At 68.8% G+C, this 11,860-nt stretch carries 13 protein-coding genes; 12 read left to right on the top strand and 1 reads right to left on the bottom strand.

Annotated features, from left to right (window positions below):
- Positions 1-10: 10 nt before the first annotated feature.
- From AB0M14_RS03645 to AB0M14_RS03625, 5 genes are read left to right on the top strand one after another with little or no spacing between them, the layout of a single operon-like run.
- On the top strand, positions 11-1,075 hold the full coding sequence (locus AB0M14_RS03645) for an acyl-CoA dehydrogenase family protein (RefSeq protein ID WP_364988379.1): 1,065 nt from the start codon (positions 11-13) through the stop codon (positions 1,073-1,075).
- On the top strand, positions 1,060-2,229 hold the full coding sequence (locus AB0M14_RS03640) for an acyl-CoA dehydrogenase family protein (protein ID WP_364988376.1): 1,170 nt from the start codon (positions 1,060-1,062) through the stop codon (positions 2,227-2,229). Before AB0M14_RS03645 ends, AB0M14_RS03640 begins: the two co-directional genes overlap by 16 nt.
- 18 nt (positions 2,230-2,247) lie before the next feature.
- Positions 2,248-3,204 carry a bifunctional MaoC family dehydratase N-terminal/OB-fold nucleic acid binding domain-containing protein gene (locus AB0M14_RS03635; protein ID WP_364988374.1) on the top strand — a complete coding sequence of 319 codons (957 nt, stop codon included), beginning with the start codon at positions 2,248-2,250 and terminating at the stop codon, positions 3,202-3,204.
- Positions 3,201-3,611 (top strand): MaoC family dehydratase, encoded by a 411-nt coding sequence (locus AB0M14_RS03630; RefSeq protein ID WP_364988371.1) that lies wholly within the window; start codon positions 3,201-3,203, stop codon positions 3,609-3,611. The genes AB0M14_RS03635 and AB0M14_RS03630 overlap by 4 nt, the downstream gene beginning before the upstream one ends.
- On the top strand, positions 3,608-4,783 hold the full coding sequence (locus AB0M14_RS03625) for a lipid-transfer protein (RefSeq protein ID WP_364988369.1): 1,176 nt from the start codon (positions 3,608-3,610) through the stop codon (positions 4,781-4,783). Before AB0M14_RS03630 ends, AB0M14_RS03625 begins: the two co-directional genes overlap by 4 nt.
- A gap of 113 nt (positions 4,784-4,896) precedes the next feature.
- On the opposite strand, the gene AB0M14_RS03620 is transcribed toward AB0M14_RS03625, so the two are convergent.
- Positions 4,897-5,997 (bottom strand): agmatine deiminase family protein, encoded by a 1,101-nt coding sequence (locus AB0M14_RS03620; RefSeq protein ID WP_364988366.1) that lies wholly within the window; start codon positions 5,995-5,997, stop codon positions 4,897-4,899.
- 126 nt (positions 5,998-6,123) lie between these two features.
- Here AB0M14_RS03620 and AB0M14_RS03615 point away from each other — a divergent pair, with 126 nt between their 5' ends.
- The 7 genes from AB0M14_RS03615 (at position 6,124) to AB0M14_RS03585 (ending at position 11,857) form a co-directional block, all read left to right on the top strand.
- On the top strand, positions 6,124-6,561 hold the full coding sequence (locus AB0M14_RS03615) for an NUDIX domain-containing protein (RefSeq protein WP_364988364.1): 438 nt from the start codon (positions 6,124-6,126) through the stop codon (positions 6,559-6,561).
- Positions 6,562-6,635: 74 nt separating this feature from the next.
- Complete coding sequence (gene zapE, locus AB0M14_RS03610; RefSeq protein WP_364988362.1) at positions 6,636-7,595, top strand: cell division protein ZapE; 960 nt, start codon at positions 6,636-6,638, stop codon at positions 7,593-7,595.
- 161 nt (positions 7,596-7,756) lie between these two features.
- Entirely contained in the window at positions 7,757-8,671 is a 915-nt protein-coding gene (locus tag AB0M14_RS03605) for a DUF4129 domain-containing protein (protein WP_364988360.1), read from the top strand.
- On the top strand, positions 8,668-9,159 hold the full coding sequence (locus AB0M14_RS03600) for a hypothetical protein (RefSeq protein WP_364988358.1): 492 nt from the start codon (positions 8,668-8,670) through the stop codon (positions 9,157-9,159). Before AB0M14_RS03605 ends, AB0M14_RS03600 begins: the two co-directional genes overlap by 4 nt.
- Positions 9,160-9,174: 15 nt before the next feature.
- On the top strand, positions 9,175-10,137 hold the full coding sequence (locus AB0M14_RS03595; RefSeq protein WP_364988356.1) for a MoxR family ATPase: 963 nt from the start codon (positions 9,175-9,177) through the stop codon (positions 10,135-10,137).
- On the top strand, positions 10,134-11,408 hold the full coding sequence (locus AB0M14_RS03590; RefSeq protein WP_364988354.1) for a DUF58 domain-containing protein: 1,275 nt from the start codon (positions 10,134-10,136) through the stop codon (positions 11,406-11,408). The genes AB0M14_RS03595 and AB0M14_RS03590 overlap by 4 nt, the downstream gene beginning before the upstream one ends.
- The gene (locus AB0M14_RS03585) at positions 11,405-11,857 is read left to right on the top strand and encodes a hypothetical protein (RefSeq protein ID WP_364988352.1); all 453 of its coding nucleotides are present in this window, start codon (positions 11,405-11,407) and stop codon (positions 11,855-11,857) included. Before AB0M14_RS03590 ends, AB0M14_RS03585 begins: the two co-directional genes overlap by 4 nt.
- The last annotated feature ends 3 nt before the right edge of the window (positions 11,858-11,860 follow it).

The raw sequence follows: 11,860 nt of genomic DNA, 5'->3' as shown, positions 1-11,860 counted from the left end.
TGGAGACACTATGGATTTCACCAGGGACGAAGGCCCGGACGCGGTAGCCGAAGTCGTCGTGAGTTTGCTGGAGCGGGAATCGGCGCGTGACCACGCGCTGTGGCCGAGCCTGGTCGACAGCGGGCTGCTGGCGGTCGCGCTGCCGGAACGCTTCGGCGGCGACGACATGGGGCTGCCGGAAATCTCGGTCATGCTCACCGAACTCGCCACCGACGCGGTCGCGGTGCCGGCGCTGCCCACGCTCGGGTTCGCGCTGCTGCCGCTGATCGCGGCGCTGCCGGACAAGGTCGCCGACCGGGTATTCCCCGAGGTGGCCAAGGGCGCGGTACTCACGGTGGCGCTGAACGAACCCGGTGCGCCGTTCGTGATCAAGCCGGAGACGACCGCGGTCGTCGAGGGCGATACCGCGCGAATCACCGGGCACAAGGTCGGGGTGCCTTACGCCGACGAGGCGCGCTGGCTGCTGATTCCGACCAATTCCGGTCTGGCGCTGGTCGATTCGGAAGCCAAGGGATTGACCCGGATCCCGTCGCCGGTCTCCGGCGGCATGCCGGAGTGCTCGGTGCACCTGGACGAGGTGTCGATCCCGGTCGAGCAGCTGCTGCCCGGCGGCCTGGCCGACCTGCACCGGATCGCGGTCGCGTCGATCGGTTCGGTCGCCGACGGCCTGCTCAAGGGCGCGCTGGTGCTCACCGCCGAGCATCTGCGCACCCGGCACCAGTTCAACCGGCCGCTCGCCGAATTCCAGGCGGTGGCCCAGCAGATCGCGGATCTGTACGTGGTCTCGCGCACCCTGCACGTCGCCGCGGTTTCCGCCAATTGGGCTCTCGCGCAGCAGGATCCGAGCCCGCTGCACCAGGAGCGGATCGACGACGATCTGGACGTGCTGGCCTACACCGTGGCCTCGGAACTGCCCGCGGCCATGCAGAAGTGCCATCACCTGCACGGCGGCATCGGCGTCGACGTGACGCACTCGATGCACCGTTACTACTCACAGGCCAAGGACATCGCCCGCTGGCTCGGCGGCGCGTCGTTCCGACTCGACCGATTGGGGGCCAGATGTTCATCGACCTGACCACCGAGCAGCGCCGTCTGCGCAACGAATTACGTTCCTATTTCGCCGGTCTGGTGACCGCCGAAGAGGACGCCGCGATGCGGGTCAACCGGCATGGCGACGCCTACCGCGAGGTGGTCAAGCGCATGGGCCGGGACGGCTGGCTCGGTGTGGGCTGGCCCAAGGAGTACGGCGGCCAGGGTTTCGGCGCGGTCGAGCAGCAGATCTTCTACAACGAGGCGGTGCGCGCGGATGTGCCGCTGCCGCTGGTGACCCTGCTGACCGTGGGCCCGACCCTACAGACCTTCGGCACCGACGAGCAGAAGCGGAAGTTTCTGCCCGGGATCCTCTCCGGCGACATCCATTTCGCGATCGGCTATTCCGAACCGGACGCCGGCACCGACCTGGCCGCGCTGCGCACCTCCGCGGTGCGCGACGCGACCGGCGACTGGATCATCAACGGCCAGAAGACGTTCACCACCGGCGCGCACGAGGCCGATTACATCTGGCTGGCCTGCCGGACCGGCACGGCGGAGTCGCGGCACCGCGGCATCACGATCCTGATCGTGGACACCAAGGATCCCGGCTACTCCTGGACGCCGATCATCACCTGCGACGGCGCGCACCACACCAACGCCACCTACTTCGACAATGTCCGCGTGCCCGCGAACATGCTGGTCGGTGCAGAGAACCGAGGGTGGAAGCTGATCACCACCCAGCTCAATCACGAGCGGGTGGGTCTCGGGCCGTCCGGCAAGATCGAACAGCTCTACGACCGGGTCCGGGACTGGGCGCAGCCGCGCGGCCTGCTCGGCAAGCCCGATGTGCAGCGCGCGCTCGGCCGCATCCACGCCATGACCCGGCTCAACGAACTGCTCAACTGGCAGGTTGCGGCGAAAGCGGAAAGCGCCGAGGAGGATCCGATGGGCGTGATCGCGGACGCGTCGGCGACCAAGGTCTACTCCACCGAGGCGGTGCAGGAGGCCGGCCGGCTGGCCGAGGAGGTCGTCGGCAGTTACGGCGATCCGGCCGATCCGGAGACCGCGGAGCTGTTCACCTGGCTGGATCGGCGCACGAAGCAGAACCTGGTGATCACCTTCGGCGGCGGCGTCAACGAGATCATGCGTGAACTCGTCGCCACCGCCGGGCTGAAGTTGCCGAAGGTACCCCGCTAACAACCCGAGGAGACCGGCGTGCCGGAAAATAGTGCACCGGAGGCGATTCAGGCCGCCGGCGAGAAGATCATGGCGGCGGGCGAGAGCGCGGCGCGGCTCGCCCGCGATCCGGTGAACCAGCCGATGATCAACAACTGGGTCGAGGCGCTGGGCGACGCCAACCCGGTCTATGTCGACGAGGAAGCGGCCCGCGCGGCCGGTTTCCCGGGCATCGTGGCCCCGCCCGCGATGGCCCAGGTGTGGACCATGCTGGGGCTGGGCGGCGCCCGGCCCGACGACGATCCGATGACGGCGACCAACCGCATGTTCGACGAGGCCGGGTACACCTCGGTCATCGCCACCAACTGCGAGCAGACCTACCACCGGTATCTGCGGCCGGGCGAGCAGGTACGGGTCACCAGCCAGCTGGACGAGATCTTCGGGCCCAAGCGCACCGGTCTCGGCGAGGGCTGGTTCGCCACCTACCGCACCAACTGGTACGTCGGCGACGAGCTGGTCACCGAAATGCTGTTCCGGATGCTGAAATTCGCGCCCGGCACGGGCAGGCAAGCGCCGAAGCCCGAGGCCGCGGGCGATGATCTCGCCAAGCGGGTGCGGCCGACGGTGTCCAAGGACACCGAATTCTTCTGGGACGGCACCAAGCTCGGCGAGCTGCGGGTGCAGCGGCGGCCGGATGGCACGCTGCAGCATCCGCCGGTCCCCGCGATCTGGCAGGACAAGTCGGAGCAGACCGACTACGTCGTGGCTTCCGGCCGCGGCACGGTGTTCAGTTTCGTCGTGCACCACGCGCCCAAGGTGCCCGGCCGGCAGCTGCCCTATGTGGTGGCGCTGGTCGAGCTCGAGGAGGGTGTGCGGATGCTCGGCGAACTGCGCGGCATCGATCCCGCCGAGGTGGCGATCGGCCAGGCCGTCGAAGCCGGTTTCGACAAGCTCGACGACGACAACGTCGTGCCCTATTGGAAGGCCCTCCGATGACCGCGACCGACGCAGTGCGGGTGGGAACTGTTCTGCCGGAATTGGTGATTCACGCCGATCCCACCTTCGTGATCAGTACCGCTCTGGCCACCCGCGACTTCCAGGACGTGCACCACGACCGCGACAAGGCGGTCGAGCGGGGCTCGAAGGACATCTTCGTCAACATCCTCACCGACACCGGCCTGGTGCAGCGGTTCGTCACCGACTGGGCGGGCTCGCGCGCCGTCGTGAAATCCATCGCGCTGCGCCTGGGCGTGCCGCTGTACGCCAATGACACGCTGACCCTGTCCGGCACCGTGACCGCCGTCGAGGACGGCGACATCACCATCGAGGTGATCGGCAAGGACAGCCTCGGCGACCACATCACGGCGAAAGCCGTCATCCGCATGCAGGAGGCCAACTCGTGACGGGTCTGAGCCGCAAGGCCGCCATCGTCGGTATCGGCGCCACCGACTTCTCCAAGGACTCCGGACGCAGCGAATTGCGCTTGGCCGCCGAAGCCGTCACCGCGGCGCTGGCCGACGCCGGGCTGACGCCCGCCGATGTGGACGGCCTGACCACCTTCACCATGGACACCAATACCCAGGCGGCGGTGGCGCGGGCGGCGGGCATCCCGAGCCTGAAGTTCTTCTCCAACATCCCCTTCGGCGGCGGCGCGGCGGCGGCCACCGTGCAGCAGGCGGCGATGGCGGTGGCGACCGGCGTTGCCGATGTGGTTGTCGCGTACCGCGCTTTCAACGAGCGGTCCGGAAATCGGTTCGGCCAGTTCGCCACGCACCTGGCTACCGGCAACCCCACCTCCTCGGGCGTGGACAATGCCTTCTCCTATACGCACGGGCTCGGCACCCCGGCCGCTCAGGTCGCCATGGTCGCGCGGCGCTACATGCACGTATCCGGCGCAACCAGTGCGGATTTCGGCCGGGTCGCCGTCGCCGACCGCAAGCACGCCGCGGTGAATCCGGCCGCGCACTTCTACGGCAAGCCGATCACCCTGGAGGAGCACCAGTCCTCGCGGTGGATCGCCGAGCCGCTGCACCTGCTGGACTGCTGCCAGGAGACCGACGGCGGCGTCGCCATCGTGGTCACCAGCGCCGAACGCGCCAGGGACCTCCCGCAGCGGCCGGCGCTCATCGCCGGCGCGGCGCAGGGCTCCGGCGCGGACCAGTACGTGATGACCTCCTACTATCGCGACGCCATGACCGGCCTGCCGGAAATGGGACTGGTGGGCGACCAGCTGTGGGCCCAAAGCGGCTTGCGCCCAAGCGATATGCAGGCGGCCATTCTCTACGACCACTTCACCCCGTTCGTCCTCATGCAGCTGGAGGAACTCGGATTCTGCGGGCGTGGCGAAGCCAAGGACTTCATCGCCGGCGGGGCCATCGAGCTCGGCGGCAAGCTGCCGTTGAACACCCACGGCGGACAGCTCGGCGAGGCCTATATTCACGGCATGAACGGCATCGCGGAGGGCGTCCGCCAGATCCGCGGGACCTCGGTCAATCAGGTCGGCGGCCTGGAGCGGATCGTGGTCACCGCGGGCACCGGCGTCCCGACCTCGGGCCTGGTACTCACCGCGGACTAGCCTGCGCCGCATCAGTTCTCGTCATCCCCGGAGAATGCCGGGCGCCAGCACAAGGCGTGGCGTCTGTGTCCCCTGGATCCCGGCGTTCGCCGGGATGACGAGAACCGCGCGGGTCAGGCGGGCTGATCGTGGGTAGCGCAGTGGATGCCGCCGCCACCGGCGGCGATCTCGTCGATGTAGACGGGCACGATATCGCGGTCGGCGAAGTGTTCTTTCAGCATGCCGCACGCGCGTTCGTCGGCCTTGCGGTCACCGAAGCGCGGGACGAAAACCGCACCGTTGGCGATGTAGAAATTCGCGTAGCTGGCCACGAAGTGCGCACCGTCGCCGGTGATCAGGGCGGGGTCGGGCCGCGGCAGATCGATGACCTCGAAGCGGTGGCCGCGCGCGTCGGCGGCCTCGGTCAGCACCCGCCGCGCCTGCTCCGAGGAGCGCGACCAGGAGTCCGCCGCCGCGCCGGGAAAAGCGGTGTCCAGCACGACGACTCCGGGTGCGACGAAGCGAACGAGGCAGTCGACATGGGCGTCGGTGACATCTTCGCCGCGTACCCCGTCGAACCAGATGACCTGCTCGACGCCGAGGGTGTCGCGCAGTTCGGCTTGCAGGACCTCCCGGCTCTTGCCGGGATTGCGGTTCTCGTTCACCAGGGAACTCGCGGTGACCAGCAGCGTGCCCGCGCCGTCGGTCTCCAGCGCGCCGCCTTCGGCCACGAAGGGTGCGCGGAGTCGCGGAATCCGGCAGCGGGACAACAACTCCCGGCCGATCAGCGCGTCCTCGCCGTGCGGCTGCTTGGCGCCCCAGCCGTTGAAGTTCAGATCGACGCCCACCACGCCGCCGGTCTCCTGCACGAAGACCGGGACGGTGTCGCGAGCCCACAGATCGTCGACCGGCAGCGAGATGACCTGAACCCCGCTGCCGCACGCGCGTTGTGCGGCGTCGGCCTGTTCGGGGCGGGCGAGCAGCACTACCGCTTCGTAATAGGCGATGGCGCGCGCGAGTTCCGCGATATTCCAGCGCACGTCGTCGAGGTAGTCGTCCCACACGTCGTCGCGGGCCGGCCAGGACATGAAAGTGCGGGTGTGCGGCTCCCATTCGGCGCCGAAGCGGCGGCCGGCGCCGGTCGGCTCGGGGAGCGAAGGGGATTCGGCTTCGGAAACGGTGGCGGCGAGTAATTGAGACCCGGCTAGGGTGGGTGAGAACGAACCGCGGGACATGAGCTTCTCCATCTCGGTGTCTGCTTGGCGGTGCTCGATCTGCTATGCGGGTGACTCTAGCCCGGCGGTCGCCTCGCTCCGCGCTTCCGCCGGACGGCCCGCGCGTTCCGGTATGAAAGGAGTGCGATGACCGGCCGTCACCTCGTGGATGTGCACGTTCTGCTGATCCGGGACGGGCAACTGCTGCTCAGCAAACGCCGGAGCGCGGACGAATTCGACGGGCAGTGGCACCTGCCCGCGGGGAAGCTGGAGGTGGGGGAGTCGGCCACCGACGCCGCCGCGCGGGAAGCGCTGGAGGAGGTCGGGGTCGTCCTCGATCCGGTGGATCTGCGTCACATCCACACCGCCCACGTGGTCGGTTCCGGGCGCGAGGCGCGGCTCGGATTGTTCTTCGAAGTGCGCCGCTGGATCGGCGAGCCGGTGAATCGCGAGCCGGACAAATCCCATGGGCTGCAATGGTTTCCACTCGGCCGGCTGCCGGAATCGGAGATCATCGGGTATTCGCTGGTAGGGATCCGGGCCCGCGGCACGGGGGCTACCTATACCGAACGCGGCTGGCACTGAGCCCGCTGTGGACGGTTGTGGATATCGTCACCATCGCTGTTTTCCGGCTCGGCTGATCCGCTACAGCTGAGTGGGTGAGCCTCGAGATGGACGCCGATCAGCAGCGGGCGCTGGCCCGCCTGTCGGAGCTGGTCGACCGGCACGGCCGGCCGCTGCGGCGGGCGCGCGGGATCTATCTGCACGGCCGCCCGGGCCGCGGCAAGACCATGGTGCTGGATCGCTTCTATGGCTCGGTGGCCTCGGACCGGAAGCGGCGCTTCCACTTCCACGACTTCTTCGCGCGGCTGCACCGGGCGGCCCACGAATTCGGTTCGATCGACCAGGGGATCGATCACCTGCTCGGCCGGGCGCGGCTGGTGTGCTTCGACGAATTCCATGTGCACGACATCGGCGACGCGATGCTGATCGCCCGGCTGCTGGACGCGCTGTTCGCGCGGCACATCCTGCTCGTGGTCACCTCCAATTATCCGCCGGCCGGCCTGCTGCCGAATCCGCTGTTCCACGAACGGTTCGAACCGGCCATCGCGAAGATCGTCGAGCGGCTGGACGTGCTGGCGGTGGACGGCGAGGTCGACTACCGGACCCGCGCGCCGCGGGACCGGACCGCGGGTTTCGGCGCCGGGCGATATGTCGTCGACCAGGCGGCGAGTGCGGCGAGTGTGGTCGACGTGCGGATCGGCGCGCACACCCTGCGCGCCATAGCGGTCGACGGCGCGGCGATCACCGTCGACTTCGCGGCGCTGTGCGGCGCCGCGACCTCGGCCGCCGACTATGTCGAATTGGCCGGGCGGTTCCGGTGCTGGACACTGTGTTCGGTCCCGCCGCTGCGCGAGGTGCCCGCGGATTGGGCCATGCGTTTCGTCAATCTCGTCGATGTGCTGTACGACGCGGATCTGGCCTTGACCGTCCACGCCCGGGTGCCGCTGCCGGACCTGGTAGCGCAGGTCACCGCGGTGCCGGACTTGATGCGCGCGCACAGTCGCCTTGGTGAACTTTCACAAAATCGGGCTGTCCCAGTCGGGCAATCGTCGTAACCTGAAGGTAACAAACCCCAATATCGATCCAGCGGTGGGTAATTCGAACTCGCCGATTCGCCTCCGAGCGGACCACCCGGCATGTAACTATGTGCCTGTTTCAGGCTGTTCGAAGAACTGGTGGTAACGGGGTGGTCGGTGCGCGCACGCCGATAGCACGCGTGATCGTCTTGATCGCGCTGCTCGTGCTTGCCGCCATCACCTTGCGTGGCTACATTCCCGGCGCGGGTGAATCCGGTGGCGGGGCGTCGATGCCGAACGCGATCGCTGTCGCGTTGATGCCGGTGCTGCTCACCGTGTCGGTGGTGATCCTGCTGGCGGGGGTGATCGCCAGCCAGCATCGGCTGCCGCTGTCCATGCCGGAGCCGGAACGCCGGGACGAGCAGAGTATTCGGTGGCTGGGCCGGATCGGCATGGTGATCCTGATCGTGCTGGCGAGCTTCGGGCTGCTGGTCGCGGTGCTGACGGCCGTGTTCTATCTCGGGGTCGGCACCGAGGTCCGGCCCGAGAACTCGGCGCCGCCGACGGTGACCGAGACGGCGGTCGAGCCAGTGCCCACCAGCCCGGCGAATCCCAATCCGGTGCCGGAGGAGCTGACCGGAACAGCCCTGTTGCTGGCCACTCTCGGCGCGGTCGTCTTGATCGCGGTGGCCCTGGCCGGGTTGGTGGTGGTCGCGGTGACCTCGCGGCGCAAACCTCCGGACGCGCCGCTCCCGGTCGCCGGCGGAGCGGCGACGCCGGCGGACTCGCTGGCCCGGGCCGCCGAAATGGGCTTGGCCGCAATGAATGTGCCCGGCCAGGATCCGCGCACCGCGATCATCGCCTGCTACCTGGCGATGGAACGCGGACTGGCCTTCGATCGGGCCGCCGCGCCGCTGGCCTCGGACACGCCGATGGAGGTGCTGGCCCGCGCCTTCGAGCACGGCGCACTGCACGACGCGTCCGCCCGCGAACTCGTCGCGTTGTTCGAGGAGGCCCGGTTCAGTCCGCACGACATGCTGGAGTGGCAGCGGTTGCGCGCCGAACAGCTGCTGCGCATTGTGCTGGCCGATCTGCAAGGGGAGATCGTGGCATGAATCGCACCGCTGTCGTGAGCGCGATCGTCGTGGTGCTCGTGCTCGAGCTGATCACCTTCGGAAAGGCACGGGGCGCACTGCTGGCCCTCGCCGGAATCCCGGTGCTGCTGTTGATGATCAACCTGCTCTGGAACCTCCGGGACCGGACGCCCGGCGCGGATAAGCCGCACGAGGAGATCGACAACGGGCCCGTGGAAATGCTGAACCGCTGGCAGGCGCGGGCCGCCATGCTCGCCGACCGCGCCGACGGCTCCCGCGCCGACTGGGACCGGCACCTGCGGCCCCTGCTGGCCAAGGAATTCGAACTCTCGGCAGGCATGCGGGTCGCCAAGAACCGCAAGGCCATCGAAGCCGCCGGAAGGCATCAGTTCGGCGCCGAACTCTGGCGCTGGGTGGATCCGGCGAATTCCGCGCTGCGCGATCAGACGACGCGCGCACCTGGACGGGCGGCGCTGGACGAGATCCTGCGCCGTCTGCAGCGAATGTGAGACAGGGTTGAAATTATGACGATGCCGATGGACGTGACGGTCCAGCGCAGTGAGGCGATACTCCGGGAGCTGTCCCGGGTCATCGTCGGCAAACGCGACGAGATGCAGCTCATCATGATCGCCGTGCTGTCCGGCGGGCATGTCCTGATCGAGGACCTACCCGGGCTCGGTAAGACGCTCATCGCCCGATCCTTCAGTGCGGCACTGGGTTTGCAGTTCACCCGGGTGCAGTTCACGCCCGACCTGCTACCCGCGGATCTACTCGGCTCCACCATCTACGACATGAATTCGGGGCGGTTCAACTTCCGGCGCGGGCCGGTGTTCACCAATGTGCTGCTCGCCGACGAGATCAACCGGACCCCACCCAAGACCCAGGCCGCGCTGCTGGAGGCGATGGCCGAGGGGCAGGTCTCCATCGACGGTGAAACCTTCCCGCTGCCGGCGCCCTTCATCGTGCTGGCCACCGACAATCCGATCGAGTACGAGGGCACCTATCCGCTGCCGGAAGCGCAACTGGACCGGTTCGCGATGCAGTTGCGGCTGGGTTATCTGTCCGAGGCCGACGAGACCCAGATGATCCGGCGGCGGCTGGAGCGCGGGTCGGTGCCGCCGCAGGTGGGGCAGGTGGTGGATGCGCAGGGGTTGATGGAGATGCGGCAGTCGGTCGAGTTCGTGACCGTGCATCCCGATGTGGTGAGTTATGTGGTCGCGCTGGCCGCGGCGACGCGCGGGCATCCGCAGGTGGAGGTGGGCGCCAGCCCGCGTGCGGAATTGGATCTGGTGCAGATGTCGCGGGCCCGGGCGCTGCTGCTCGGACGGGACTATGTGATTCCGGAAGACGTGAAGGCCCTGGCGATTCCGGCGATGGCGCACCGGATCACGCTGCGCCCGGAGATGTGGGTGCGCCGCATTCGCGGCGAGGATGTCATCTCGGAACTGCTGCGCCGGCTGCCGGTGCCGCGAGCTGCGGTGACATGAGGCACCGCGACGCCACCGCCGCCATCGATGCCGAATTACGGTGGCGGCCGGCACCACTGGTGTACATGCTGGGGATCTGCGCGGCGGCGGCCCTGGGCGGCGCGGTCGCGCTGGGCCGCTGGCAACTGGTCGTGTTCGCGGCTCCGCTGCTCGGGGTGCTCGCGACCGCGCCGTGGCAGCTGGCGCGGACCCGGATCCAGGTCGACGGCGGCGGTACCCTGCGCTGTTTCGAAACCGAGGAAGTGGTGCTCACCGTCGCCGCGTTCGTCGACGCCGGGCACGCGCTGCTGCGGATGAAGCCGGTCCCGGTGCCCGGGCTGGGGATCACGATCGAGGAGGCCAGCGATTCCGGGGCGGCGCCCGCCGGGCTGCGACTGGCGCTCACCGCCGATCGGTGGGGGCGTTATCCGGCGACGGTGCGGGTGTCCGCGCTGAGCCCGGCCGGTCTGGCCGTCGCGACCGCGGTGCTGCCCGCAGGGCAGCTCTACGTCTATCCGATCACCGATCCGCAGCTGATGCGTCTGCCGCGCACCGAGTTTCCCGAGCGGCTCGGTACCCATCTCACCCGTAAGCACGGGCCGGGGGTGGAGTACGCCGACATTCGCGCCTACGCGCCCGGCGATGAACTGCGGACGGTGAACTGGCCGGTGAGCGCGCGGCGCGGACGGCTCTACGTCACCGAGCGGCTGACCAACCGTTCCGCGGATGTCGTTGTGCTGGTGGATACTTCGGAGCAGGCGCCCGGGCCGGCCACCGACTCGCTGGAGCTTTCGGTGCGCGGCGCGGCGCAGGTGGTGCAATCCACGCTGCAGGCCGGGGACCGCACCGCCGTCGTCTGCCTGGGGCAGGCCCCGCGCTGGCTCCGGCCCGATATCGGCCGCCGCCAGTTCTACCGCATCATCGACGCCGTGCTGGGCGTCGGTGAGGAACATATCCCCACCACCGGCACCTTGGCCCCGCATGCGGCAGTTCCGCTGGGCGCGATCGTCATCGCGTTCTCCACGCTGCTCGACACCCAATTCGCCCTGGCCCTGATCGATCTCCGTAAACGCGGCCACGTCGTCGTGGTCGTAGACGTCCTGCGCGGTACGCCTTTCCGCGACGGTCTCGACGAAACCCTGTCCCGTATGTGGCAATTGGAGCGCTCCTCGATGTACCGCGACATGGGCACCGTCGGCGTCGACATCGTCGCCTGGCCCGACGGCGCGCGCCTGGACCAGGTCATGCGCCTGCTCCCCGAACGCCGCCGCATCGCCCGAGTGCGCCGATGACCAGATTCCTCGCCGTCCTCTCCGGCCTCCTGCTGATCCTCTCCATCGCCCTGATCACCCCCTGGGCCGCCGTCCCCGCCCTGATCCTCGTGGCCGCGGGCTGGTGGTTCCGCCCCGCCGCGGTAGCCGCCGTCCTCCTGGCCGCCGCCCTCCTCGCCTTCACCGACACCGCGGTCCTGGCCGCCGCCGCGGCCGGCCTGGTAGCCACCACCTACCTACTCAACACCGCCACCGTCTCGGCCCCCGTCGGCGTAGTCCCCACCACCATCCCCTCGGTAGCCGGCGCAGTCCTCTTCACCACCTGCGCCGTAGCCGCCACCTTCCTCCCCCTGCACCTGGCCTGGGCCCCCCTCGCCGCCCCCATCCTGGTAATCCTCTTGTACACCATGACCATTCAGGGCGTAACCACCCGCCGCCGCAGCTCAGAGGACGGACTGCACGCAAGCTAGCCG

The organism is Nocardia sp. NPDC051832, from assembly GCF_040681285.1.
In the GTDB taxonomy this organism is placed as follows: domain Bacteria; phylum Actinomycetota; class Actinomycetes; order Mycobacteriales; family Mycobacteriaceae; genus Nocardia.
Note: the sequence above shows the minus strand (reverse complement) of the source record. Positions and strands in the feature narration are given on the sequence as shown.

Coding starts and splice junctions, on each gene's coding strand:
- AB0M14_RS03645 (WP_364988379.1), top strand. CDS start 11: ATGGATTTCACCAGGGACGAAGGCCCGGACGCGGTAGCCGAAGTCGTC.
- AB0M14_RS03640 (WP_364988376.1), top strand. CDS start 1,060: ATGTTCATCGACCTGACCACCGAGCAGCGCCGTCTGCGCAACGAATTA.
- AB0M14_RS03630 (WP_364988371.1), top strand. CDS start 3,201: ATGACCGCGACCGACGCAGTGCGGGTGGGAACTGTTCTGCCGGAATTG.
- AB0M14_RS03620 (WP_364988366.1), bottom strand. CDS start 5,997: ATGTCCCGCGGTTCGTTCTCACCCACCCTAGCCGGGTCTCAATTACTC.
- AB0M14_RS03615 (WP_364988364.1), top strand. CDS start 6,124: ATGACCGGCCGTCACCTCGTGGATGTGCACGTTCTGCTGATCCGGGAC.
- AB0M14_RS03600 (WP_364988358.1), top strand. CDS start 8,668: ATGAATCGCACCGCTGTCGTGAGCGCGATCGTCGTGGTGCTCGTGCTC.
- AB0M14_RS03595 (WP_364988356.1), top strand. CDS start 9,175: ATGACGATGCCGATGGACGTGACGGTCCAGCGCAGTGAGGCGATACTC.
- AB0M14_RS03590 (WP_364988354.1), top strand. CDS start 10,134: ATGAGGCACCGCGACGCCACCGCCGCCATCGATGCCGAATTACGGTGG.
- AB0M14_RS03585 (WP_364988352.1), top strand. CDS start 11,405: ATGACCAGATTCCTCGCCGTCCTCTCCGGCCTCCTGCTGATCCTCTCC.